The sequence below is a fragment of the Collimonas rhizosphaerae genome (assembly GCF_038896935.1).
GTDB lineage: Bacteria > Pseudomonadota > Gammaproteobacteria > Burkholderiales > Burkholderiaceae_D > Collimonas > Collimonas rhizosphaerae.
Window position 1 is genome coordinate 42,221 of the sequence record NZ_JBANDC010000024.1, and the last position, 25,244, is coordinate 67,464.

Annotated in this window: 24 protein-coding genes; 4 read left to right on the forward strand and 20 right to left on the reverse strand. The window is 60.6% G+C overall.

The window, feature by feature from the left end; all coding sequences use genetic code 11:
• Positions 1–59: 59 nt before the first annotated feature.
• The 3 genes from V8G57_RS23825 to V8G57_RS23835 all read right to left on the reverse strand — a co-directional run bounded on the left by V8G57_RS23825 (position 60) and on the right by V8G57_RS23835 (position 2,277).
• Complete coding sequence (locus tag V8G57_RS23825) at positions 60–260, reverse strand: hypothetical protein (RefSeq protein ID WP_342831488.1); 201 nt, start codon at positions 258–260, stop codon at positions 60–62.
• 154 nt (positions 261–414) lie between these two features.
• Positions 415–846, reverse strand: coding sequence for a glycine zipper 2TM domain-containing protein (locus V8G57_RS23830; protein ID WP_092399784.1), 432 nt, complete (start codon positions 844–846; stop codon positions 415–417).
• Between the two features lie 132 nt (positions 847–978).
• A complete protein-coding gene (locus tag V8G57_RS23835) occupies positions 979–2,277 on the reverse strand; it encodes an NAD(P)/FAD-dependent oxidoreductase (RefSeq protein WP_342831489.1) in 1,299 nt (432 codons plus the stop codon).
• Between the two features lie 347 nt (positions 2,278–2,624).
• Between V8G57_RS23835 and V8G57_RS23840 the strand changes: the two genes are divergently transcribed.
• On the forward strand, positions 2,625–3,068 hold the full coding sequence (locus tag V8G57_RS23840; RefSeq protein ID WP_092399788.1) for a universal stress protein: 444 nt from the start codon (positions 2,625–2,627) through the stop codon (positions 3,066–3,068).
• 48 nt (positions 3,069–3,116) lie between these two features.
• On the opposite strand, the gene V8G57_RS23845 is transcribed toward V8G57_RS23840, so the two are convergent.
• Positions 3,117–5,183 (reverse strand): PAS domain-containing sensor histidine kinase, encoded by a 2,067-nt coding sequence (locus V8G57_RS23845; protein WP_342831490.1) that lies wholly within the window; start codon positions 5,181–5,183, stop codon positions 3,117–3,119.
• A gap of 18 nt (positions 5,184–5,201) precedes the next feature.
• On the opposite strand from V8G57_RS23845, the gene V8G57_RS23850 reads away from it, so the two are divergent.
• Positions 5,202–5,327, forward strand: a complete 126-nt coding sequence (locus V8G57_RS23850) for a hypothetical protein (protein WP_256381583.1) — start codon at positions 5,202–5,204, stop codon at positions 5,325–5,327.
• Here the strand turns inward: V8G57_RS23850 and V8G57_RS23855 are convergent.
• From V8G57_RS23855 to V8G57_RS23870, 4 genes are all read right to left on the reverse strand, one after another.
• On the reverse strand, positions 5,321–5,749 hold the full coding sequence (locus tag V8G57_RS23855) for a response regulator (RefSeq protein WP_092399790.1): 429 nt from the start codon (positions 5,747–5,749) through the stop codon (positions 5,321–5,323). The two genes, V8G57_RS23850 and V8G57_RS23855, sit on opposite strands and share 7 nt — an antisense overlap.
• 101 nt (positions 5,750–5,850) lie before the next feature.
• On the reverse strand, positions 5,851–6,483 hold the full coding sequence (locus tag V8G57_RS23860; protein ID WP_092399792.1) for a response regulator: 633 nt from the start codon (positions 6,481–6,483) through the stop codon (positions 5,851–5,853).
• A 95-nt stretch (positions 6,484–6,578) separates the two neighbouring features.
• Positions 6,579–7,130 carry a hypothetical protein gene (locus V8G57_RS23865; protein WP_342831491.1) on the reverse strand — a complete coding sequence of 184 codons (552 nt, stop codon included), beginning with the start codon at positions 7,128–7,130 and terminating at the stop codon, positions 6,579–6,581.
• Positions 7,131–7,199: 69 nt separating this feature from the next.
• Complete coding sequence (locus tag V8G57_RS23870; protein WP_092399796.1) at positions 7,200–7,406, reverse strand: CsbD family protein; 207 nt, start codon at positions 7,404–7,406, stop codon at positions 7,200–7,202.
• Positions 7,407–7,727: 321 nt separating this feature from the next.
• On the opposite strand from V8G57_RS23870, the gene V8G57_RS23875 reads away from it, so the two are divergent.
• Positions 7,728–9,341, forward strand: a complete 1,614-nt coding sequence (locus V8G57_RS23875) for an FMN-binding glutamate synthase family protein (RefSeq protein ID WP_342831493.1) — start codon at positions 7,728–7,730, stop codon at positions 9,339–9,341.
• A 53-nt stretch (positions 9,342–9,394) separates the two neighbouring features.
• Here V8G57_RS23875 and maiA read toward each other — a convergent pair whose 3' ends face one another.
• The 8 genes from maiA to V8G57_RS23915 form a co-directional block, all read right to left on the reverse strand.
• Complete coding sequence (maiA, locus tag V8G57_RS23880; protein ID WP_342831494.1) at positions 9,395–10,057, reverse strand: maleylacetoacetate isomerase; 663 nt, start codon at positions 10,055–10,057, stop codon at positions 9,395–9,397.
• Positions 10,058–10,067: 10 nt separating this feature from the next.
• The gene (locus tag V8G57_RS23885) at positions 10,068–10,763 is read right to left on the reverse strand and encodes a fumarylacetoacetate hydrolase family protein (protein WP_342831495.1); all 696 of its coding nucleotides are present in this window, start codon (positions 10,761–10,763) and stop codon (positions 10,068–10,070) included.
• 53 nt (positions 10,764–10,816) lie between these two features.
• On the reverse strand, positions 10,817–11,995 hold the full coding sequence (locus V8G57_RS23890; RefSeq protein WP_342831496.1) for a pyridoxal phosphate-dependent aminotransferase: 1,179 nt from the start codon (positions 11,993–11,995) through the stop codon (positions 10,817–10,819).
• Positions 11,996–12,106: 111 nt separating this feature from the next.
• Complete coding sequence (gene nusB / locus V8G57_RS23895) at positions 12,107–12,577, reverse strand: transcription antitermination factor NusB (RefSeq protein WP_092399806.1); 471 nt, start codon at positions 12,575–12,577, stop codon at positions 12,107–12,109.
• Positions 12,578–12,645: 68 nt separating this feature from the next.
• A complete protein-coding gene (ribH, locus tag V8G57_RS23900) occupies positions 12,646–13,131 on the reverse strand; it encodes a 6,7-dimethyl-8-ribityllumazine synthase (RefSeq protein ID WP_092399808.1) in 486 nt (161 codons plus the stop codon).
• A 98-nt stretch (positions 13,132–13,229) separates the two neighbouring features.
• A complete protein-coding gene (gene ribBA / locus V8G57_RS23905) occupies positions 13,230–14,342 on the reverse strand; it encodes a bifunctional 3,4-dihydroxy-2-butanone-4-phosphate synthase/GTP cyclohydrolase II (RefSeq protein ID WP_144741540.1) in 1,113 nt (370 codons plus the stop codon).
• Positions 14,343–14,562: 220 nt separating this feature from the next.
• Positions 14,563–15,573, reverse strand: a complete 1,011-nt coding sequence (dusA, locus tag V8G57_RS23910) for a tRNA dihydrouridine(20/20a) synthase DusA (RefSeq protein ID WP_342831497.1) — start codon at positions 15,571–15,573, stop codon at positions 14,563–14,565.
• 353 nt (positions 15,574–15,926) lie between these two features.
• On the reverse strand, positions 15,927–16,988 hold the full coding sequence (locus tag V8G57_RS23915; RefSeq protein WP_342831498.1) for a M35 family metalloendopeptidase: 1,062 nt from the start codon (positions 16,986–16,988) through the stop codon (positions 15,927–15,929).
• A gap of 272 nt (positions 16,989–17,260) precedes the next feature.
• Here V8G57_RS23915 and aptA point away from each other — a divergent pair, with 272 nt between their 5' ends.
• On the forward strand, positions 17,261–18,604 hold the full coding sequence (gene aptA / locus V8G57_RS23920; protein WP_092399848.1) for an omega-aminotransferase AptA: 1,344 nt from the start codon (positions 17,261–17,263) through the stop codon (positions 18,602–18,604).
• A 99-nt stretch (positions 18,605–18,703) separates the two neighbouring features.
• Here the strand turns inward: aptA and typA are convergent, their stop codons facing one another.
• The 4 genes from typA to infB form a co-directional block, all read right to left on the reverse strand.
• Positions 18,704–20,539, reverse strand: a complete 1,836-nt coding sequence (gene typA / locus V8G57_RS23925; protein ID WP_092399816.1) for a translational GTPase TypA — start codon at positions 20,537–20,539, stop codon at positions 18,704–18,706.
• Between the two features lie 238 nt (positions 20,540–20,777).
• Positions 20,778–21,731 (reverse strand): tRNA pseudouridine(55) synthase TruB, encoded by a 954-nt coding sequence (gene truB, locus V8G57_RS23930; protein ID WP_342831501.1) that lies wholly within the window; start codon positions 21,729–21,731, stop codon positions 20,778–20,780.
• Between the two features lie 113 nt (positions 21,732–21,844).
• Entirely contained in the window at positions 21,845–22,234 is a 390-nt protein-coding gene (gene rbfA / locus V8G57_RS23935) for a 30S ribosome-binding factor RbfA (protein WP_014007418.1), read from the reverse strand.
• Positions 22,235–22,379: 145 nt separating this feature from the next.
• Entirely contained in the window at positions 22,380–25,229 is a 2,850-nt protein-coding gene (gene infB / locus V8G57_RS23940; RefSeq protein WP_144741521.1) for a translation initiation factor IF-2, read from the reverse strand.
• Between the last annotated feature and the right edge of the window lie 15 nt (positions 25,230–25,244).

A 25,244-nucleotide genomic window follows, 5' to 3' on the forward strand; every position in this document is an offset into this window, starting at 1 on the left:
GCCTGCAACGCCTGTCCGGGCTGGACAAATTGTCCCAGGCCGCAGGCTCTCCAGGCGCATCATTTTGGCGTTTTCTGCGGCACCAGAGGCTGGTCGATAGTGGTTCCGGGTTCGTTCACATACATTTGTTCTTCGACGATATCGAGCTGCTGGCTGCCGTCCAGTGCGTGCCCGGTCCAGCGCTCGGCCGGATTCACCTGCTGTATTTTCTTTTGTTTGCCGTGCTTGTCGTCGGCCGGCGCATGTCTGGTTTTGCCCACAGCAGTCTCCTCCGTGAAATGGCCAGGTATCCTGAGTCTTTTCAATATAGGACGTATGCAGCCTGGCGCATAGCAAAGAATCCGCCGCGCCAATAAAAAACGCCGGTCCAGATTCTTATCTGGACCGGCGCCTGTTGTTTAATCCAGGCTTGGATCAGCGCTCGTAGTAGCCGCCGCGATATTGCTGGCGATAGTAATCGCGGTTTTCCACATAGACCGGCGCCGGGCGGTAATACACAGGCTGCGGACGGTAGTACACCGGGGCCGGCCGATAATAAACCGGCGCCGGCTGGTAATAGACCGGCTCAGGGCGTACGTACACCGGCGCCGGCTGCGCATAATAGCCTTGGCCACGGTCGTAATAACCGCCATCGTCACGATAGCCGCCCGAAGTCGCGCCTACCGCGGCACCCAGCACGCCGCCGACGATAGCGCCGTTACGGCCGCCCACCGCGCCGCCGATGACAGCACCCGCCACCGCGCCGATGGCGGTATTGGCGCCATCGTCATAAGCCATGGCAGAGGTAGAAACCGCAGCAGTCGTGCTGGCCAGCAGCGCAACACATATCCATTTTTTGTACAGCATGATTGACTCCTTCAAGGGTCGCATAGTCACAGACCGGTATGCCCACGGCTGTTGATTTGAACTATAGACCAGCTCCGCCGGAAATCATGCAAGCGATACATACTTTTACATCTGAACAACATGCTTACAAACTCAGTGCAGCTTGACTGACGGCTTGGCGTGCTTCATCAGGCTGCTGGCGGCGGCGGTAACGCCGGTGCGCACCGGCCCCAGCAAGGCGTTCAGATGCATCAGGTGCAGGCTGGCGTACATCATGCGGGCGAAGAAGCCGTCGACAAACCAGCCCAGCTTGGTCAGCGATCCCATCAAGGTGCCGACCGAGGTATTCCTGCCGAACGACACCAGCGAACCATGGTCTTTGTAGACGTAGGGGGTGTCCAGCGCCGCCTGTCCCTTGTTCGAGCGGACGAACATCTCCAGCAGGTAGTCGGCCTGCTGGTGCGCGGCCTGGGCGCGCGGCGGTACCATTTTGCCGTCGGGGCCGATGCAAGCGGCGCAGTCGCCCAGCGCATAGATATTGTTGCTGCCTGCGACCTTGAGCAAGCCGTCGACTTCCAGCTGGCCTGATTTGGTCACCGGCAAACCCAGGGTCTTGAGAAAATCGGGAGCCTTGATGCCGGCCGACCATACGCACAGGTCCGACGCGTAATTGTTGCCGTTGGCGTCAGTCACGAAATTCTCTGCGATGGCGGCGACGCGACAATCGGTGACCACCTTCACTTCGCGTTCCTGCAGCAGCTTGGTGGCCGCCTTGGAAACCCGTTCGGTCAGCGGCGCCAGCAAGCGCGGCGCGCCTTCCAGGATGGTGATGCGGACATCGCGGTTCGGATTCAGGTGCGGGAAATCGTAATCGGTGTAGACGCTGCTGGCGTCGCGCAGCTCCGCCGCCAGTTCGACGCCGGTTGCGCCGCCGCCGACGATCACGATGTCGACTCCGGCGTCGGGATCCTTTTCTTTCTTCAGGTCCGCCATCGCCAGCATTTTCAGCAGGCGCAGCCGGAAATGCTCGGCGTCTTCGGTGGTGTTCAGCGAAATCGTGTTTTCCTCGGCGCCGCTGATGCCGAAATAGTTGGAGACGCTGCCGACCGCGATCACCAGCTTGCTGAAGCCGATCTGGCGCGGCGGGATCAGTTCCTGCGCCGATTCATCCAGCACCGCATCCACCGTGATCGTGTTGTTGACGCTGTCGAGCGCGGTCATGGCGCCGTAGACGAAGCGGAATTTATTGTCATGCGCCAACATTTGGTAGGACAAGCCTTCCTGGTGGATATCGCGCGTTCCCGCCGCAACTTCGTGCAGGGACGGCTTCCAGATATGGTATAGCGCCCGGTCCACCAGCGTGACGTGGCCGCTCCCCAGTTTGCGGCCGAGCTTGCAAGCCAGCTCCAGGCCGCCGGCGCCGCCGCCGACAATCACGATTTCATCCGACATCCATTTTTCCTTCGATTTTTTATTGATCAATCACGCTGCAAACCGCTGAAGCTTGCGCAGCCCGAACTGGCGGATTACCCGCCAAGTCTACTTTTATAGTGCTGCATAGCGCAATAGTGCCGTAGTTTCGGCGCTTTTTGATCAGGCGCCGCCAATTTGCAGTATTCGGGGAAACCCGGCAACGCGCCAAAAAACGGCATGGGCAGAATCCGAAAATCGATTTTCGCCATGCAAGACCGGCGCCGGAAAACATCGCTGCAAATACCCAAATGGCATCTGGTTGACAGCCCCAGACTGCGCTATGATGAAAGCAGAGAGCATTGCAAATACAATTTTCAGGAGGGCATATGTACCGGAAAATTCTCGTCGCCTACAATGGCACGCCCGAAAGCCGTTCGGCCCTGTATTCCTGCATCCAGCTGGCGCCCGGCCCTGAAATCGAGGTCCACCTGTTGGGGGTCATCAACCTTGCCACCTACCTGATGGCCGGCGAATTCGTCGCCGAATCCGCCATCAGGGCTGAAAAAACCCTGCTCGAACAAGAATTGATCAAGGGCCACAAGCTGCTCAGCGACGCCGGCATCAAGGCTGTCGACCATTTTGAAAGCGGCGAACCGGTGAATGTGATCAGCGACCTGGTCAGCAAGCTGGGGGTAGACCTGGTGATCGTCGGCCATTCGCGCAAGAAACCGATGGCGACACGCTGGTGGCGCGGCTCGGTGGATACTCTCCTGGTTGAAAAAGTGCCCTGCAGCGTACTGGTGGCGACCGATCCCTGCCCACCGTCCTGAGCCAGCACCAGGCCGGCGCTCCCAGCCTTGCGCCCTGCAGCCGTCAGCCTATGCCTTAGGCGCATCCGCCGGCGCCTGCCCCGGCATCGGCAATTCGATCACCACAGTCGTTCCCTTGCCTTCGCCTCCGGCAAAGCGGACTTGCCCGCCCAGGTAGGTCGCCCTTTCATGCAAGCCGCGCAAACCGTGGGTGGTGGTGTTTTCAAAACGCTGCTGCGACATGCCGACGCCGTTATCGCGCACCGTCAGCGCCAGCCGGTCTTCGTCGATGTCGAGGATCAGATCGACCTGGGTGGCCCGGGCGTGCTTGGAGACGTTATTCAAGATTTCCTGCAGCATGCGATAGACCGCTATTTCGATTTTACGATCGACCGCAATATCTTCATCCGGCAGGCTGGAGTTGCACACGATCTCGGTGCGCTGGCCGAAATCTTCCAGCTGTTCGACAATCGCCGCTTTCAGCCCGAACAGCTCAAGCATGTTCGGCCGCAATTCAGTCTGGATCCGGCGTGTGGTCGCCACCAGCGAGCTCAGCAGGGTTTGCATCTGCGACCGGCGATGCTGCCAGTGCTCATTCTCCGGCAGGATCTTGTAGACGCCTTCCAGGTGCATGCTCAGCGCCGTCAGCGATGCGCCCATGTTGTCGTGCAGCTCGCGCGCAATCGCCCGCTTCTCTTCTTCCCGTATGGTTTCCATGTGGTTGGCCAGTTCGCGCAGCAAGGCGGTGCGCTGGGCGATGGTGCGCTCCAGCTCCAGTTCGCGCTGCCTGAGCGAATCCTCGGCACGCTTGCGCTCGCTGATGTCGGTGGCGATGCCGACCACGCCCATGACCTGCCCTTGCTGGCCGAACCACGGCGCCTTGGTGGTCTGGAAAGTGGTGACCAGGCTGCCCGGCAGCTGCGCCGTCTGTTCCAGCGTTTCGGAAACCCGGCCGTTCATGATGCGGGCGTCATCTTGATCGATGCGGATTGCATCTTCTTGATCCGGGAACAGCTCACGGCTGCGGCGGTGTCTGGCTTCTTGCCAGTTCAGCCCGAGCTGGCGCAAATAGGCCGGATTGGCGAAAATCAGGCGCCCCTGGCTGTCTTTCACGAAAATCGGGTCGTTGGTGTTGTCGCTCACCGCAATCAACAAGGCCGTGGCTTCCGCCAGCTCCGCCGCGCTTTGCAGGCGTGCTCCGTATTCGCGGTCGACCTGGCCTGCGGCGCGCCAGAAAATGAACAGCACCAGCACGCCGTCGATCAGGGTCAGCAAAGGCGGCACCGAAGTACGGTCATAAAATCCCTGGCGCGCGCCCCAGTCCGCCAGCCAGTGCAGGGCCACCAGCAAGACCAGCATCTGCGGCAGCGAGCGGCGCAGCATCTGCCCGCCCGGCGCATGGCGGGTGATGATCGCCATCAGGCGCTGATGCGGGCGCGCCATCAGCAGCGCCATGCCGAACAGCAGGAAAGCGATGGCCGACGGCCAGGGGATGCTGGTGGCGTACACCATCTGGGTCATTGCCGCAACGTGGTACAGATAACCCAGCAGCGGGATCGCGCTTAAAAATATCAGGGCAATCGCCAGGTATTCGGTCAGGTGGCTGGTTTTTTTGCCGCGGCGGTCAAGCAGGAGCAAAGCCGGTCCGCACAAAACAAAACCGATGGCCACCATCGGATGCAAACCGCTCGGGCTGCGCAAGCCGGGCTGCGGCGCCAGCGCGGCAAGAAGGATGTCAAGCCAGCCTGGGCTGCGAAACGCTTCATGCCACAACGCTGCCATGGCAAACAGCAGCAGCAGGATGGCCAGCGCTTGCGCCGCCAGCCTGGCGGCTTTGCGCAGCCTGCCCGTCAGGCACTGCAGCAGCAGGCTGCCGGCCGCCAGCAGGAAACCGGCGGCGGTGTTGGCCCGCATGAGCGGTAGCTGCGATGTCGGGAACGGCAGCGCTACCTGGTAAACGCCGGCAACCAGCACCGCCGCAGACACGATCGTCAGCGCCAGGCTCACCAGGATGGCGGCGATGGCGGTGCGCGACACATAGTTGCGTGTAGCGGCAAGGCTTTCCAGCGCCCGCGCCTTCAGCAAATCCTGGTAATGCGGATTGCCCAGCCCAGCCTCATGGTCGTCTGTCGTCAAGTCGTCTCCAGGATTTTCATGTCGTTCGATAGCATAACCGGATCATTGCAAAAGGAAACAGCACAAAACCCGCCGGATGCCGGCGGGCGGGTATGGCTGAAAGCGTTGCAGGCGATCAATGGAATGCAACAGCTCGGTCAATGATCCGGCAACCCTGTCCCAAGTGCCGCCAGCAGGTCGCGCAGCTTGGTGAATTCCGAACTCTTGTCGAAGAAAAAACGCACGCCGTACTTCTCGCCGGCGCGGCGAAAAGCGTTGCTGACGTTATTGCTGAATATGATTTTCGTGGAATTGAGCGGCTTGGGCAATGCCGCCAGCGTGCGCAACAGGCTCATGCCATTGCCCTGCTTGAGTTCGATATCCAGGATCAGCACGTCAAAAGGCTCGGCATCGATTTTTTTCAATGCATCCGCTTCTTCCTCGGCAAATCCGGCAAAGACCACGCCCGGAATTTCACTCAAGGTATCAATCATCAAATCCCTGACAGCCACTGAATCTTCGACCAAAAAAATCCGCAACGGCGTGGCGCCGGATTTGGCTATATCGGAGGTTGTTGTATGGTCCATTTTAGTTGACGGCTATCTTTCAACATCCCTCGCTTCAATTCATGCATTGCGCCAGGCCGGCGAACGGCAGGCAGTTTTCACCCGCGACACGATTGCCCCATCTAATCGATCAGATTGTTCTTGATCGCATAATAAATAATATCCGCATTGCTTGTCATGCTCATCTTCTGCAGCACACGTGTACGGTAAGTGCTGATGGTCTTGACGCTCAGGCAAAGCTCTTCGGCAATCCTGGTCACTCCTTCACCCTGGCTCAATTTATAAAAAATTTCATACTCGCGCGCCGACAAGGATTCATGCAGCGGCGCATTCTCATTACTGGCGGGATCTGCCGTCAGCAGCTCGGCCACCGCATAGCTGATGTACTTGTGGCCCTGCAGGATGGTTTCGATCGCCTTCACCAGCTCCGTCGCCAGCGCTTCTTTCTGCACATAGCCGTCGGCGCCGCTGCGCAGCACCTGCACTGCGTAACGGCTTTCCGGGTGCATGCTCAGGATCAGCACCGGCAACAGCGGCTTCTCGCGCTTGATCTGCTTCAGCACTTCCACGCCGCTCTTGTCCGGCATCGCGATATCGAGCAGCACGATGTCGTATTCCTCGGAACGGATCAGCCGGATCGCTTCCTGCGCATTGGCGGCTTCGCCGGCGATTTCCATCTCCGGGATATCAGCAATGAAATACTGGACGCCGGCGCGGACTACCGCATGGTCGTCAACCACCAAAATTTTTATCATCTATTCAACCGTCGCAATCTGATAAGTTGTCCGGCGCTGTCTCCAGCGCGTGACGTTCAGTGTGCGTCCGACTGCCTTCAATGTAAACCCTATGGTTATTTGCCGAGCTCAGCCTTGGCCGCAACGATACAGTCTTCCTTGGCAGCGCCTGCCAGCGCATCGCACTTGGCCATGGCAACCTTGTAGCGTGCATCGGCGCGTTCTTCCCGAGCGTCAGCCTTGGCCTTGGAAACATCCCTCTGGGTGTTGGCGTTGGCTACATCGTTAACCTGGTCCGCCTTGGCCTGCTTGATGCAGACATCCTTGGCGTTGCCCGCCAGGCCATCGCATTTTTCCCTGGCTACCGCATAGTCGGCGTCAGCTTCGGATTTGCGTGCGCTGGCGATGGCTTTGGGGGTATTTTTATATTCGGCTTTTGCATCTTGCGTGGTGTGTTCGCGGGTGGCCTTGGCCTGCTTCAGGCAGACATCCTTGCCGTTGCCGCTGAGCTCGTCGCATTTTGCCTTGTCGCTCTTGTAGGTGGCGTCCGCCAGGTCTTCTGCCGCCTTGTAGCTGGCTTTGGCGCTGTCCGCCGCCAGCGCCAGCGATGTGCCGCTAAAACCGGCAACGCCGATCAGCATGGCCGCGAGGATTTTGTTGATAGTCATGTCAATGCCCTTTCTTCGACATCATGGCGTCATTGCCCAATCATGCATGGTGGAATCGAGGATTCGGAACTACCGTTCCTTGTGACGCTCTTCAAACGCGCGGATCTGCTTTTCGGCCTCGTCCTTGCTGACGCCATAGGCTTCCTGGATGCTGCCGGCCAGCTGGTCGCGCTTGCCGGCGATCTGCTCCAGCTTGTCGTCGGTGAGCTTGCCCCATTGCTGCTTGACGTTGCCCTTGAATTGTTTCCAGTTGCCTTGAATAGTGTCCCAGTTCATTGTGCACTCCTTGATGGTTGTCGATTCAATGCCAGGCCGGTCTTTCGGCAACGCGGCTGGCTTGATATGCAGGGGCGGTCTGTAGAGCGACGGCGCCGGCCCGACCGGCCCGCATCGCTACCCTTGCATCGGTGAGTCCATGCTAACCAGCCTCCCCACGGGGCGCTATAGGACAGGGACCGAAGTCCTTGTAGGACAAACGGAAGCGGCGGCCGCACGGAGCGCGCCGTCAATGTGTAAAATTGTCAGCCTGCTACCGTTACAAGCGGTTTTCCACAAGCGAACCGCCGGCGCAGCGGCAATCTTAAAAGGAAGGAAATCATGAGAGTCAGTCGTTACCTTAGTTTCTGGGCAGTGCTGTTGCTGACTTTGCTGCTTGCCGCCGGCGCCGCGGCCGGCGAGATGGGATGGTGGTGGGCGGTGCTCCCCGGCCTGCTGACCGCGCTCGGCATCTGGGACATGAACCAGCGCAGCCATGCGATCCTGCGCAACTATCCGCTGATGGGGCATTTCCGTTTTCTGTTTGAAATGATCCGCCCTGAAATGCGCCAGTATTTTTTCGAGAGCGACAACGACGGCGCACCGTTCACCCGCAAGGAACGCAGCCTGGTCTACCAGCGCGCCAAAGGCGAAGTCGACAGCCGGCCGTTCGGCACCGAGCTGGACGTCAAGCTGCGCGGCTATGAATGGGTCGGCCACTCGCTGTCGCCGACCATCATCGCCAGCCATGATTTCCGCGTCACGGTCGGCGCCGAGCGGGCGCAGCCGTATTCGATGTCGGTCTTCAATGTATCGGCGATGAGCTTCGGCGCGCTGTCGGCCAACGCCATCCGCGCGCTCAACCGCGGCGCCAAGAAAGGCGGCTTTGCGCACGATACCGGCGAAGGGTCGATCTCGCCCTATCACCGCGAATTCGGCGGCGACCTGCTGTGGCAGATCGCCTCCGGCTATTTCGGCTGCCGCAACGGCGACGGCAGCTTCAATGAAGAAAAATTCGTGGCGCAAGCGACTTCGCCGCAGGTCAAGATGATCACGGTCAAGCTCTCGCAAGGCGCCAAGCCCGGCCACGGCGGCGTGCTGCCCGCAGCCAAGGTCACGCCGGAGATTTCCGCCACGCGCGGCGTGCCGATGGGTGTCGACTGCATTTCGCCCGCCGCCCACTCCTCGTTTTCGAATCCTATCGGCCTGCTGGAATTCATCCAGAAACTGCGCACGCTGTCGGGCGACAAGCCGGTCGGTTTCAAATTGTGCGTCGGCCATCCCTGGGAGTTTTTCGGCATCGTCAAAGCCATGCTGCAGACCGGCATCCTGCCGGATTTCATCGTGGTGGACGGTTCCGAAGGCGGCACCGGCGCGGCGCCGCTGGAGTTTGTCGACCACGTCGGCATGCCTCTGCAGGAAGGTTTGCTGCTGGTGCATAACACCCTGCTCGGCGCCGGCCTGCGCGACCGCATCAAGATCGGCGCCAGCGGCAAGGTGATCACCGCCTTCGACCTGGCCCGCACGCTGGCGATAGGCGCCGACTGGTGCAACTCGGCGCGCGGCTTCATGTTCTCGCTCGGCTGCATACAGTCGCAAAGCTGCCATACCGACCGCTGCCCGACCGGCGTCGCGACCCAGGACGTGGGCCGGCAGAAGGCGCTGGTGGTGCCGGACAAGGCCGAACGCGTGTATCGCTTCCATGAAAGCACTTTGCATGCGCTGCAAGAGCTGGTGCAGGCCGCGGGCCTGCCGCATGCTTCTGCGCTACGCGCGCATCACATCGTGCGCCGTACCTCGGACCATGAAGTGAAGCTGATGTCTGATCTGCTGCATTACCTGCAGCCGGGAGATTTGCTGAACCAGAAATACCGCTACCCGGTGTTCGAGAAATACTGGCCTATCTCGCGCGCGGAGAGTTTTCATCCTGCCGCGCCGATCCAGGCCGGCGCCTGAAAAAAAGCCAGGGTGGTTGCACACCCTGGCTTTTTTATTGTCGCTGACCCGGTTCAGGCTTCCGCATCCGGCTGGTTTTCCGGCGCTGCCTTGGTAAAGGCGTCAAGCTGCTGGCAGTTCTGGTAAATGCCCATCACGGTCGGCATCGCCGACAGGTCGCATTTCAGGCGCTGCGCATTGAAAATCTGCGGCACCAGGCAGCAGTCGGCCAGCGTCGGCGTATCGCCGAAACAGAACTTGCCGGGCCGGCTGTCCCTGGCCAGCGTCACCTCCAGCGCCGCCAGGCCGCTTTCGCACCAGTGCCGGTACCAGGCGTTCTTGGCGTTTTCATCCACTTTCAATTCATGCACCAGGTAACGCAGCACGCGCAGGTTGTTGAGCGGGTGGATGTCGCAGGCAATCGACAAGGCTATGCTGCGTACGAAAGCCCGGTCCAGCGCAGCCGGCGGCAGCAATGCCGGCGCCGGATGGATTTCTTCCAGGTACTCCAGGATCGCCAGCGACTGCGTCAGCACCGCCTGGCCGTCGACTGCATCGTCGTCGACCATGGTCGGCACCAGGCCGTCGCTGTTCAAGGTCCGGTACATCTGGCTGAGCTGCTCGCCGCCATGTTTCAGCAGATGCACGGGAACGGTATCGTAGGGCATGCCTTTCAAGTTCAAGGCAATCCGTACCCGGTAGGAGGCGGAGCTGCGGAAGTAGCTATACAGTTTCATCGGTATCTGCTCAGACCAGGCGTACGCGCAGATCGCCGACACCGGCTACCGATCCTTCCAGCAAGTCGCCCTTGCCTACGGCGGCAACCCCGGCCGGCGTGCCGGTAAAAATCAGGTCGCCGGCCTGCAGTTCAAAATAGGCGGACAGTTGCTCAATGGTCTCGGCGATGTTCCAGATCATCTGGTTGATGTCGCCCTTCTGACGCAATGCGCCGTTCACGTCCAGGTGGATATCGCCTTGCTCGATGACGCCGGTGGCGCCGATCGGATGGATGGGCGAAATCGGCGCCGAATGATCAAAGCCCTTGCCGGTGCACCATGGCCGTCCCAGCTTCTTGGCTTCGCCCTGCAGGTCGCGGCGGGTCATGTCGAGCCCGACTGCGTAACCCCAGATGTGCTTGACGGCTTCCGCCGCCGGGATATTCTTGCCGCCGGTGGCCAGCGCCACCACCAGCTCGATTTCGTGGTGCAGGTCCTGGGTCATGGATGGATAAGGCATCTCGCCTATGCTGCCGTGGGCGACCGGCAGCACCGCATCGGCGGGCTTCATGAAGAAGAACGGCGCTTCACGGCCGCTGCTGCCCATTTCCTTGGCGTGTTCGGCATAATTGCGGCCGACGCAGTAGATCCGGTGTACCGGAAACAATTGGTCGCTGCCGGCCACGGGAACGGCTGCTGCCGGTTTGGGAGGGAAAACGAAGTGCATGGAAGCTCCTTTTTCAATACCGCCGGAATGCCGGCAGCGAACATTGTCTGAATTTAATGCTTGCCGAGAAACTGCCCCAGGCGACGTACCGCTTCTTGCAGGTTTTCCATTGAAGTCGCGTACGACAAGCGGACGTAGTGCTGTGCCGTATAGGGGCCAAAATCCAGGCCGGAAACCATGCTGACGCCGGCCTGATTCAAGACTTCCTTGACGAACTTGTCGGCGTCGTCGCCTTCCTTAAACAGGGCGCTGCAATCCGCATACACATAAAACGCGCCATCCGGCATCACCGGCACCTTGAAACCCAGTTCGACCAAGGCCGGCACCAGGTAATCGCGGCGGCGCTTGAATTCGCTCTTGCGCGACTCGTACAAAGCCAGCGACTCGGGCTCGAAACAAGCCAGCGCCGCGTGCTGTGCAATCGCCGAGGGGCAGATGAACAGGTTCTGGGCGAGTTTTTCGATAGGCGCCACCAGCGGTTCCGGCAGCACCAGCCAGCCGAGACGCCAGCCGGTCATGTTGAAATATTTGGAGAAACTGTTGATGACGATGATGTCGTCGCCCAGCGACAGCGCCGAAAACGGGTCGCCTTCGTAGCTCAGGCCTTGGTAGATTTCATCGACGATGGAAAAGCCGCCCTTGCCGCGCACCGTGGCGATGATCTTCTCCAGCTCGCTGTGCAGGATCGAGGTGCCGGTCGGATTGGACGGCGACGCCAGCAGCACGCCGCGCGTCTGCTCACCCCAGTGCTCGCACACCATCTGGTCGGACAGCTGGAAGCGCTGCTGCGGACCGCTGGCGATCATTTTCGCCTGGCCGTCGAAGGCCGCGACGAAGTGGCGATTGCAGGGGTAGGAAGGATCAGGCATCAGCACCTCGCTGCCCTTTTCCACCAGCGCGGCGCAAGCCAGCAGCAAGGCCGCCGAAGCGCCGGCGGTGACGACAATGCGCTCGGGCGCGATATCGAGGCTGAACACCTGGCGGTAATGGGCCGAGATCGCTTCCCGCAGCGCCGGCAGGCCTGTGGCCGAGGTGTACTGCATCTTGCCGTCGGCCATGGCCTTGGCGGCGGCTTCGATCACCAGCGGCGCCGCGGTGAAATCAGGTTCGCCGATACCCATGTGGATAATGTGGCGGCCTTGCCGTTCCAGCGCTGCAGCCATTTTTGCCAGCTCCATCACATGGAACGGTGCGATGTTGTCGAGGCGTGAAGCCAGGTGCGAGAATGTCATGAATGCTTTTCCGAGTGGCGCGGCGCTACCTGTCAGCGGCTGTTCGCCTCGCCTGAAACACGGAACCGGAAGCGATAACGCAGCATCCGCGGCTCCGCCTTGATTGCTGGATCAGGATTTCTTGCCGGCGCCGATTTCCACGGCGCGCGCCTTGGCGGCAAATTTGTCCAGTACGCCGTTCACATACTTGTGGCCGTCGATGCCGCCGAACGATTTGGTCAGTTCGACCGCTTCGTTGATGACTACGCGGTAAGGGATTTCAACGTGGTTCTGCAGTTCGAAAGCGCCGATCAGCAGGGCCGCGTGTTCCACCGGCGACAGCTCGCTGATCTTGCGGTCGATCAGCGGCTCCAGGCCGGCGCGCAAGGTGCCGGCGTCCTTGATCGCACCGTACAGCAGCGAGTTGAAATGCTCGGCGTCGGCCTTGTCGAAACCGTGCGCCTGGCGGATGTTTTCGCTGATAGCGGTCACGTCTTCATTGTTCAACAGCCATTGATACAGGCCCTGCAACGCGAATTCGCGCGCGCGGTGACGCGGCGTGCGGCTCTTGCTCGGATTGGCGTGCAAAGTTTTATTGGTCATAATTTTTCCAGCTATCGTTCACATACAAAAAGGCAAAGCGCCGCCGGCGCCTCGCCTGTCACAACATCTTATTCTTCGCTGGTGGCTTCCGCCAGCTCTTCCAGCGCGATCGCCAGGTTGGCCATTTCCACCGCCACCCGCGCAGCGTCGGTGCCCTTCTCTTCCATCCGCGCTTCGGCCTGCTCGTCGTTCTCGGTGGTCAGCACGGCGTTCGCGATCGGGATGCCGGAGTCCAGACCGACACGCGTGATGCCGGCGCCGGATTCATTCGAGACCAGCTCGAAATGGTAAGTCTCGCCGCGGATGACGGCGCCGATCGCGATCAGCGCATCGAACTGCATGGTCTCTGCCATCTTCTGCAGCGCCAGCGGGATTTCCAGCGCGCCGGGCACGGTGACATGCAGGATGTCTTCATCCGCCACGCCCAGGTGCTTCAGCTCCGCCAGGCAGGCCGAGATCAAGCCGTGGCAGACATCTTCGTTGAAGCGGGCTTGCACAATACCGATGCGCAAATCTGCACCATCCAGATTGGTTTCGTAAATTCCGACTGTCATGGTTTTCCTCTTATACGCACCAGGCGCTTATCTATTCATCAATTACTGCAAACATCGGCTACAACAGACACCGCTACAGCACTCTACTCTTCTACTCTTCAGGCATTCGGCTTGTTTTGATAACCGGTGATCTCGAGGTCGTAACCCGTCATCGACGGCATCTTGCGCGGGCTGGCCAGCAGCTTCATCTTGCCGACGCCGAGGTCTTTCAGGATCTGCGCGCCGATGCCGTATGTCCGCAGGTCGACCCGCGGCGGCGGCGGCTTGACGCCGCTGCAAGCTGCTTCCAGCGCGGCGAACTTGGCGAAGATCTGGTCGGCCGATTCTTCGCAGTTGAGCAGCACCACCACGCCGCACGGCGAAGCGGAGATCGCCGCCAGCGCCGACGCCATGTTCCAGGAATGGTTGGTGGCTTCGGTTTCCAGCAAGTCCAGGATCGATACCGGCTGGTGCACGCGCACCAGGGTTTCCACATCCGGCGACGGCGTGCCGTGCAGCAGGGCCAGGTGGGCGCCGCCGCTTGGCGTGTCGCGATAAGCGATGGTCTTGAACGTGCCCTGGGCAGTATGGGTAGTGCGTTCAGCCAGGCGCTCGACGATGCTTTCGTGCTGGCCGCGGTAATGGATCAGGTCGGCGATGGTGCCGACCTTGAGCCCGTGTTCCTTGGAGAATTCCAGCAAGTCAGGCAGGCGCGCCATGGTGCCGTCTTCCTTGAGGATTTCGCAGATCACGGCAGCCGGCGTCAGGCCCGCCATTTCGGTCAGGTCGCAACCGGCTTCGGTATGGCCGGCGCGCATCAGCACGCCGCCCTTGCGCGCCTTGATCGGGAAGATGTGGCCCGGCTGCACGATATCGCCAGCCTTGGCGCCAGGCGCTACCGCCACCTGGATGGTGCGGGCGCGGTCGGCGGCCGAAATGCCGGTGGTGACGCCTTCGGCGGCTTCGATCGACACGGTGAAATTGGTGCCGTAGGCGGTGCCGTTGCGGCTGGTCATCATGCCCAGGTTGAGCTGGTCGCAGCGCTCTTCGGTCAAGGTCAGGCAGACCAGGCCGCGCGCATACTTCACCATGAAATTGATCGCCTCAGGCGTCACGAAATCGGCGGCGAGCACCAGGTCGCCCTCGTTTTCACGGTCTTCCTCATCCACCAGAATCACCATGCGCCCGGCACGGAGTTCAGCAATGATTTCTTCAGTTGTTGCAAGTGACATGTTTCGCCTTGGAGATAACCGGCCCGGAAGCCGCCTTATGGGTAGCCTGGTCCAGCTTTGCTATGAAGGTTGCGGTTTATGCACGCAAGGCCGCCCCTGGGCAGCCTGGGTAAAACAAACATAAACCAGAGGTCGCTATTTTAAAGGATTTAGCAGACTGAAAATGTTTTAAGGACACCAGTTTGCCGCTGTTTTGCAGCAAAACCCAGGATCGCCGCTCTCAGGCCGCCAATGGTTGCATGTTTGCCAATGCATCGACCAGCAACATGGGATCGCCCAGGGCCAGCCGTTTCGAGTCAGACAGCGCTTGCCGGAACGATTTGGCGCCCGGCACGCCAGCCATCAGGCCCAGCATGTGGCGGGTGATGCTGTTGAGGCGCAAGCCCTTGCCGTTGTGCCCATGCAGCGTCAGCTGCTGGCGGATATAAGGCAGCATGGCTTCAATCACTTCGGCGCGCGTCTTCGGCACCGTCCCGGCGGCGCCGAAATAGCGGGAATCGAAATCGGCCATCAGGTAGGGATTGTGATAAGCCTCGCGGCCCAGCATCACGCCGTCGACATATTGCAGGTGGAAGTCGATTTCTTCGGTAGTCTTGATGGCGCCGTTGATGATGATTTCCAGCCCCGGAAAATCACGCGCCAGCTGGTAGGCGTATTCATACTTGAGCGGCGGGATTTCGCGGTTTTCCTTGGGGCTCAGGCCCTTCAGGATGGCATTGCGCGCATGCACGATGAAGGTCTGGCAGCCGGCCTGCGCCACGGTGCCGACAAAATCGCGGACAAATTCGTAGGATTCGGTCTTGTCGATGCCAATCCGGTGCTTGACGGTAACATCGACGCTCACCGCATCGCGCATCGCCTTGACGCAATCGGCCACCAGCTCGGCTTCCGCCATCAGGCAGGCGCCGAAAGCGCCCTTCTGCACCCGTTCGGACGGGCAGCCGCAGTTCAGGTTGATCTCGTCGTAACCCCACTGCTGCCCCAGTCTGGCGCTCTTGGCCAGGTCGGCCGGTTCGCTGCCGCCCAACTGCAGGGCGACCGGATGCTCGACATCGCTGAAATCGAGGTGGCGCGGCACGTCGCCGTACAGCAAGGCGCCGGTGGTCACCATTTCAGTGTAGAGCCAGGTGTGGCGGGTGATCTGGCGGTGGAACACGCGGCAATGGCGGTCGGTCCAGTCCATCATGGGCGCCACGGAAACACGCCTTTTACTGTAATTCGCTGATTTCATTAGGTTTTATGCTGATTTCGCGCACATGCAATTCATGCGCCATTTTGCTTGATTTCTGGATATCTTGCCGTTCACCGCACGTGCACTTGCCGCGGGTGCCGTGGGAATGACCACGAAACGAAGGTGTCAGGTTCGCGCAAATTCGGCGAAAGGCGCTAGTTTATCAGTAAGTCGCTCGCGGCCAAAGGCCCCGCCTTAAAGCGGCCGCATCGCGCCACCAGGACAGATCGCGGCAGGCAATCAGGACAACACGCTACACGTAAAAATGCCCGGCAAGGATCTCGGTCCGTGCCGGGCATGGCTTAGGCTGCGCGAGATGCGAGATGCGGGATGCGGGATGCGGGCCTCTATGTTTACTGACGTGCAGGTGTATTTTCAGCGAAGTATTCGTGGTTATCAGCGTTGTCGACGGCATTGGTCGGATTGCTGACAGCCAGGTTGTGCGCGCCGGTCTGGCCGTATACGTGGTCGTCGGTGCCGGCCACCACCGTGAAGTGGCTGGTTTCATGGACCAGCGTGCCAGCCTTGGAATCGGTGCCGTTGGCCGGTGCGGTCCAATAGGCGCCGCACAGGTAGACCGTGTATGGCTGGTCTGGATAGACGTAGGCGTAAGTGCCGGACTCGGTGCAGCTGCAGTCGAATTTATACGCCTGGGTGCCGAGCGCGCTGCTGAGGTTGGTGTAGTGACTGGTGACGGTCGTATAACGGCCGCTGGTGACCGCGCCGAACCACCAGGTGTAGCGGCTGCCGGTGTTGTTCGCATTCAGGTAATTCCTGGAATTGGTCGCGATCGAAGTGGCGTCGGTGCGGGCCGTGGTCAGCGCGGTTTTCTGGCTGTTGCTGCAGCTGGCGAAGGTGGTGGAAGCAGCAGCCGCGCCGTTGATTGCGCCCAGCAGGTCGGAAGAGGCCTGTTTGGAGGATGGCGCCGGGCCGCCGTCGACCGACAGCGGGATCGCATTGGTTTCCAGCGTGACCGCAGGAGCAGCAGCGCCGCTGGCCTTGGCGGCGACGGCATTGCCGGCTTCGCGCACCAGAGTGTCGGCGCTGCGCTTGTACTTGATCACATATTGGCCGGCGCGATACATCTCGTAGTAGGCGCTAAGGTCCACTTCAACCGCACGGCTTTCGTTCGGCTTGAGCGTGATGTAATCCTTGTCGGTCGCCGGTTTGCGTTTCACCAGCCGTCCCACGTAACGCACCGGCTGGCCGCCCAGGTCGACGCTGAACAAGTCGCCGCTGACGCCGTTCAAGGGAGTTTCCCAGTTCAGCACATGCAAGGTGGCAGCGCTGGTGTTGGTGATGGTGTAGAGCACCTTACCTGAACCGGCCGCACCTTTCGCGCTGGCTTCCTGCAAGGTCACTTCGATATCGGCCCGCGCTGCATAAGCCGAGCCGCTGACAACGATTGCTGCCACACATGTAACGCCTGCCAACCATTTTCGAAAACTGTACATGGATCACTCCTCTTGTAGAGTTAAATGAGCCCTCGCCTTGTGGGCCTAGGGAAATTTATGCTAGCACGCACATTTCGAGGCGGACTCCTGTCAAAGTTGACAGGATGCTGTAACGGTCATGCGAGGAATCGGCCCTATATATCGCGGGCTTGGCCGGCGCCATGCGAAGCGGCCCTAAACGTACTACCATCATCGGCAAGAGCCTGAAATCCGCCAACCACAAAGGAGACGCCATGCCGACCACCCTGAACACCGACCATTTCTGGATGCCGTTTACCGCCAACCGCCAGTTCAAGAGCAAGCCGCGCTTGCTGGTCTCCGCTTCCGGCATGTACTACACGACGGACGACGGTCGCCAGATCCTCGACGGCACCGCCGGCCTGTGGTGCACCAACGCCGGCCACTGCCATCCGAAGATTGTCGAAGCAATCCAGCAGCAGGCTGCCAGGATGGATTTTGCGCCGGTGTTCCAGATGGGCCATCCGCTGGCGTTCGAAGCCGCCAGCGCGCTGGTGTCGATTGCACCGGAAGGACTGAACCGGGTGTTCTTTTGCAACGACGGTTCGGAGTCGGTCGATACCGCGCTGAAGATCGCGCTGGCATATCACCGCGTGCGCGGCGACGGCTTGCGTACGCGCCTGATCGGCCGCGAGCGCGGTTATCACGGGGTCGGCTTCGGCGGCATTGCGGTGGGCGGCATCGCCGGCAACCGCAAGCATTTCGGCCCGACGCTGGCCGGCGTCGACCATCTGCGCCATCCGCTGGATATCGGGCGCAATGCGTTTTCGCACGGCTTGCCGGAACATGGCGCGGAGATCGCCGACGAATTTGAACAGCGCCTGCTGGCGCTGCATGATCCGGCCACGGTGGCGGCGCTGATCGTCGAGCCTGTCCAGGGTTCGACCGGCGTGATCCTGCCGCCCAAGGGTTACCTGCAAAAGCTGCGCCTCATCTGCGACAAGTACGGCATCCTGCTGATTTTCGATGAGGTGATCACCGGCTTCGGCCGTCTTGGCGCACCGTTTGCGGCCGATTATTTCGGCGTGATGCCTGACATGATCTGCTGCGCCAAGGGCCTGACCAACGCCAGCGTGCCGATGGGCGCGGTGATCGTGCGGCAAGATATCCATGACGCCTTCATGAGCGCCGCCGCCGACAACGCCATCGAATTCTCCCACGGCTACACCTACACCGGCCATCCGCTGGCGGCGGCCGCCGCAATGGCCAGCATCGCGGTCTACAAGAGCGAAAACCTGTTCGACCGCGCGGCGGCGACCGCACCGTATTTCGAGCAGGCGGCGCACAGCCTGAAGGGCCTGCCGTTCGTCAAGGATGTACGCAACCTGGGGCTGGTGTGCGGGATTGAACTGGAGCCGGTCGCAGGCAAACCTGGCGCACGCGCCTTCGATGCCTTCCTGCAGTGTTTCTGGGAGAAAGGCGTGCTGATCCGCACCACCGGCGACATCATCGCCCTGTCGCCGCCGCTGATCATCGAACCGGGACAGATCGACCAGCTGTTTACGGCCATCGGCGATGTGCTCAAGGCGCAACATGCAGCGAGCCCGGCAGTCGCCTGAACCCGGAAAGTAAAAAACCCGCCGATGCGTGCTCTGGACAAGGGCACGGATCGGCGGGTTTTTCGTGGCGGAGCCCGAAGGCCCGGTTCACTCGACAGCTTAGGCGTCGCGCGAAGCCTTTTTACGCTCATGTTCCTTCAGGTAGCGCTTACGCAGGCGGATGCTCTTCGGCGTGACTTCAACCAGCTCGTCGTCGTCGATGAATTCAACCGCATATTCCAGCGACATTTCGATCGGCGGCACCAGGCGCACCGCTTCGTCGGTACCGGACGAACGGACGTTGGTCAGCTGCTTGCCCTTGATCGGATTGACCACCAGGTCGTTGTCGCGCGAGTGGATGCCGATGATCATGCCTTCGTACACCGGGTCGTTGTGGCTGACGAACATGCGGCCGCGATCTTGCAGTTTCCAGATAGCGTAGGCAACTGCCGCGCCGTCGTCCTGCGAGATCAGCACGCCGTTGCGGCGGCCGCCCAGTTCGCCCTTGGAGGCGTCGACCGGTGCGTATTCGTCAAACACGTGGCTCATCAGGCCGGTGCCGCGGGTCAGGGTCATGAATTCGCCCTGGAAGCCGATCAGGCCGCGCGCAGGAATGCGGTACTCGAGGCGCACGCGTCCCTTGCCGTCCGGTTCCATGTTTTGCAGGTCGCCGCGGCGGCGGCCCAGTTCTTCCATGACGCCGCCCTGATTGACTTCTTCAACGTCGACAGTCAGGTTTTCGTAGGGCTCGTGGCGCACGCCGTCCACCATCTTGAACACCACGCGTGGACGCGAAACGGCCAGCTCGTAGCCTTCGCGGCGCATGTTTTCGATCAGGATGGTCAGGTGCAACTCACCGCGGCCCGACACTTCATAGGTCGAATCGTCGCCTTCAGCCTGCACTACGCGCAACGCCATGTTGGCTTTCAGTTCGCGGTCCAGGCGGTCCTTGATCTGGCGGGTGGTGACGAACTTGCCTTCGCGGCCGGCCAGCGGCGAATTGTTGACCATGAAGTTCATGGTCAGGGTCGGCTCATCAACCTTCAGCATCGGCAAGCCTTCCGGCGAATCCGGTGCGCAGATGGTGGAACCGATGCTGATTTCTTCGATGCCGTTGATCAGCACGATGTCGCCGGCCAGCGCTTCATCGGCCAGCACGCGGTCCAGGCCGCGGAAAGTCAGCACCTGGTTGATGCGGGCCTTGGTCGGCTTGTCTTCCGGACCGTTCATCCAGACCACGTCTTGCAGTGCCTTGATTTTGCCGCGCAGGATGCGGCCAACGCCGATCTTGCCGACGTAGGAAGAGTATTCCAGCGATGTGATCTGCAGTTGCAGCGGGCCGTTAGGATCGTCTTCACGCGCAGGAACGTGCTTCAGGATCGCGTCGAACAGCGGTTCCATGTTGCCGTCGCGGACGGTGTCTTCCAGGCCTGCATAGCCTTTGAAGCCCGATGCGTAGATGATCGGGAAATCCAGCTGTTCATCGGTTGCGCCGAGTTTGTCGAACAGTTCGAAAGTGGCGTTCACAGCCTTTTGCGGATCGGCGTTTTCGCGGTCGATCTTGTTGACCACAACGATCGGTTTCAAGCCCAGCGCCAGTGCCTTGCGCGTCACGAAACGCGTTTGCGGCATCGGGCCTTCTTGCGCATCGACCAGCAGCAGGACGCTGTCGACCATCGACAGTACGCGCTCGACTTCGCCGCCGAAGTCGGCGTGGCCCGGGGTATCGACGATGTTGATGTGCGTACCCTTGTATTCGACTGCGCAGTTCTTCGACAGGATCGTGATGCCGCGTTCTTTTTCAATATCGTTCGAATCCATCACGCGTGCATCGACGTGCTGGTTGTCACGGAAAGTGCCGGATTGACGCAGCAGCTGGTCAACCAGCGTGGTCTTGCCGTGGTCAACGTGGGCAATGATGGCAATGTTGCGGATGGCGCGAGGTGTGTTTGACATGGTCAGTTTGGAGATTGAATAACTTAGTAAGTGCGCAGATAACGATTGCGCAGAAAATATATAGCTACAAATGCGGCCAAAAATGCTCGCTAAGGCACTGCACAGGAGTACGGCAGATGTAGCGGAATTTGGGAGGCCGCGCATTATAGCATGACGCGCTGCACTACTTTATGAAAAGCCTTGTAATTTCAAAGAGTTGCTGTCTCAATCGCAGCACAGATATTGCTAAAAACCTATTTTATGCGGGCTGCGCGGTGGCAATCAGGCGTTCGGGAGCCAGGACCCCGTACTCATGCAATTGTGCGGTACCCAGCAGTTGCCGACTGGATACGGCATCCGCCGGCTGCAGGTATACCCTCACCCGCCCAGCCGCTGCCGGCAAGGGCACGCCTTCTTTCGTCAGTGTCAGGCGCTGGCCTTGCAGGAAGCGCTTAGCGAGCGGCTCGGACAAGGATACTTCAGGAAACGTCAGCAGCAGGCTGTCGACCGGCGCCAGCAAGGCGCTGCGTTCGGCCTCGCCGGTGGCGCCAAGCTGCTCCAGGGTGACGCAGCCATCCAGCGTCAGGTGGCCTACCTGGACCCGCCGCAATTCCTGCAAGTGCGCGCCGCAACCGAGCGCCGCGCCGATGTCTTCGCCCAGCACCCGGATGTAGGTGCCCTTGCTGCAGGCAACCCGCAAGCGCAAAAACGGCGCCTGGTAATCGAGGAATTCCAGGGCATGGATGGTCACGTCGCGGGCTTCGCGCTCCAGCGTGATGCCGGCACGGGCGTATTCGTACAATGGCTTGCCGTCGCGCTTGAGCGCCGAATACATCGGCGGCACCTGCTTGATCGGACCGCGGAACCGGGCCAGCGCAGCGTCGATCTGCTCGCGGCTGACGCTGACATCCTTGCGCTCCAGTATCTCGCCCTCGGTATCGCCGGTGGCGGTGCTCACTCCCAGGTGGATCAGGGTTTCGTAAGTCTTGTCGGCATCCAGCAGGTCCTGGGCGAACTTGGTGGCCTCGCCGAAGCATAGCGGCAGCACGCCGGTAGCGAACGGGTCGAGGGTTCCGGTGTGCCCCGCCTTTTGCGCATTCAGCAAGCCTTTTGCCTTGATCAACGCATCATTGCTGGAAAAGCCGACGGGCTTATCCAGCAGCAAGACGCCATTGAGCGGAACGCGGATTCTTTTGGGTGGGCGTGATGCCATGGGTAGCGGGTGCAAAAAGGAGAAAGCGGAAACGGCTTGCAGTCACCAGCAAGCCGTATCGAAGTTTAATGGTGACCGTTAGTTAACTTGACTGAGCTTGACCAGGCAATCGTTTAATCCTGGCCATCGTCCTTGGAACGGGTCGCGTTCGCCAGGTCGATCAGGCGCGACATCTCGACGCCGCGGGCGGTCGAATTGTCATGGATGAAATGCAAGGCAGGCAAGGTATGGATAGACAGGCGGCGGCCCAGCTGGTTGCGCAGGAAACCGGCAGCCTGGGTCAGGCCCTTGACGGTATTCGCAATCGCTTCCAGGTCGTCGTTCAGCATCGTGAAAAACACCTTGGCATGGGCGTAATCCGGCGTCACCTGCACTTCGGTAATCGTAATCATGCCGACCCGCGGGTCTTTCAGCTCGAAGACGATGATCTCGGACAAGTCCTTCTGGATCTGGTCTGCAACCCGCAAACCGCGGCCAGGGATGGATTTACTATGTTTAGCCATGCTTTTATTCAGCGCGTTGCCACGCTTTGTCTTTCAGAAATGAACTGCCAACCAACGTTACACAGGTTACTACAAAATGAAAATCGGGCTGTCAGGCCCGATTTCCTTGCCTGCGCACATGCTTGCCGTGCGCTTGCTTATGCTGTTACAGAGTCCGTGCGACTTCTTCGACTTCAAAGATTTCGAGGTGATCGCCTTCTTTGATATCGTTGAAGTTCTTCAGGGTCAGGCCGCACTCGAAACCGGAACGGACTTCCTTGACGTCATCCTTGAAGCGTTTCAGCGAATCCAGCTCGCCGGTCCACAAGACCACGTTGTCGCGCAGCAGGCGGACCGAAGCGCCACGCTTGACCAGGCCTTCGAGCACGTAGCAGCCGGCAATCGCGCCGACCTTGCTGACCAGCAGCACCTGGCGAATCTCGACCAGGCCCAGGTTCTGTTCGCGCTTCTCAGGCGACAGCATGCCGGACATCGCTGCCTTGATCTCGTCCACCGCATCGTAAATGATGTTGTAGTAACGGATGTCGACGCCGTTGGCTTCCGCCAGCTTGCGTGCCGACGCATCGGCGCGGGCGTTGAAGCCGATGATCACGGCCTTCGAGGCTACCGCCAGGTTGACGTCCGACTCGCTGATGCCGCCGACGCCGGCGTGCACCACTTGTACCCGGACTTCGCTGGTGGACAGCTTCTGCAGGGACTGGACCAGGGCTTCTTGCGAACCCTGGACGTCGGTCTTGATGATCATCGGCAGGTTCTTGACTTCGCCTTCGGCCATCTGGTCGAACATGTTTTCCAGCTTCGCGGCTTGCTGCTTGGCCAGTTTCACGTCACGGTATTTACCTTGGCGGAACTGACCGATTTCGCGCGCCTTGCGCTCGTCTGCCATGACCATGACTTCTTCGCCGGCAACCGGCACTTCTGTCAGGCCCTGGATTTCGACCGGGATCGACGGGCCGGCTTCGGAAATCGCCTTGCCGTTTTCATCCAGCATCGCACGGACGCGGCCATAAGCCGAACCCGCCAGCACGACGTCGCCGCGCTTCAAGGTACCGGATTGCACCAAGATCGTCGCCACCGGACCGCGGCCCTTGTCGAGACGCGCTTCCACTACCAGGCCACGGGCCGGCGCGGCAACCGCTGCCTTCAGCTCCAGCACTTCAGCCTGCAGCAGGACTTGCTCCAGCAGGTTGTCGATGCCTTCGCCGGTCTTGGCCGATACCGGCACGAACGGCGATTCGCCGCCGTATTCTTCCGGCACCACTTGTTCCGCGATCAGTTCCTGCTTGACGCGATCCAGGTTGCCGCCCGGCTTGTCGATCTTGTTGATCGCCACCACCAGCGGTACGCCGGCGGCTTTCGCATGGGCGATCGCTTCCTTGGTTTGCGGCATCACGCCGTCGTCGGCGGCAACCACCAGGATCACGATATCGGTCGCCTTGGCGCCGCGGGCACGCATGGCGGTAAACGCTTCATGGCCCGGGGTGTCGAGGAAGGTGATCATGCCGCGCGGTGTTTCCACGTGATATGCACCGATGTGCTGGGTAATGCCGCCGGCTTCGCCGGATGCAACCTTGGCGCGGCGGATGTAATCCAGCAGCGAGGTCTTGCCGTGGTCGACGTGACCCATGACGGTGACCACCGGTGCGCGCGGCAGCAGTTCGGCGTCGGCATGCTCTTCGCCGTCGACCAGCAGCGCTTCCGGATCGTCCAGTTTCGCGGCGTGCGCGGTGTGGCCCATTTCTTCGACCAGAATCATCGAAGTTTCCTGGTCCAGCACCTGGTTGATGGTGACCATCTGGCCCAGTTTCATCAAATGCTTGATGACTTCCGAAGCCTTGACCGACATCTTGTGCGCCAGCTCGGCGACAGTAATGGTTTCAGGAACATAAATGTCCTTGATGACCGCTTCTGTCGGCACCTGGAAATTGCTTTCGTGATCGTCGTTGTGCGCATTGCGACGGCCCTTCGGACCGCCACGCCAGCCATCGCGTCCGCCGCCGGTATTGCCGCGGGTCTTGATGCCGAGGCCGCGCTTCTTGGCCGCATCGTCTTGCCAGGTGGAAGAGACGTTGGCGGACTTGATCGACTTCTTGTCGACCACCACTTTCTTGTCGTCTTTCTTCTCGCCAGGCTTCTTGTCGGCAGGCTTGTGCAACGTGCCTTCGGCGGTCTTGGCCGGGGCTGCAGCAGGCGCGACCGGCTCAGGCGCCTTGATCACGCGGCGCGGCGCATTCATCATCGCCTTGATCTGCGCTACTTCGTCTTGCACGGCCTTGCGGGCGCGCTCAGTCGCTGCCGATTTCTCGGCGGCTTCCTTGGCGGCCAGCGCGACCTTTTGCTTGGCTTCTTCGTTCGCCAGGCGCTTCTTTTCTTCAGCGGCAGGATCGTCCTGCTTCTTGACGGCGGCATCGGCAGAAGCGGAAGCCGGCGCCGGTGCTTCGGCAGCCGCTTTCTTGGCTTCGCTTTCCGCTTTGCGGGCGTCGTTTTCCGCTTTCAGCGCAGCCTTGGCTTGCGCTTCTTTTTCAGCTTCCAGCTTGGCCAGGCGCTCCTGCTTCTCCAGCAGTTCGGCTTCCTGGCGAGCGATCAGCTCAGCCTGGCGGCGCGCCTCTTCAACCCGGCGCGCCTGTTCGGCTTCGTCGATGACCGGCGCCGCAGGCGCAGCCTGTGCTGCCGGCGCTTCGGCGACCGGTTCGTCGCGCTTGACGAAAGTACGCTTCTTGCGCACTTCAACCTGGATCGTGCGCGACTTGCCGGTGGCGTCAGCCTGCTTGATCTCGGTGGTTTCCTTGCGGGTCAGCGTGATCTTCTTCTTTTCGCTGTCTGGCACCGCACCGTGCGAACGGCGCAGGTGTTCCAGCAGGCGATCCTTGTCTTCTTTCGACAAGGCGTCGTCAGTCGAATTTTTCTGGACGCCAGCCGATTGCAGTTGTGTCAGCAGGAGATCCGCTGGCATTTTCAGCTCGGTGGCAAATTGGGCTACATTGTTACTCGCCATTCAGTCCTCTTTTTC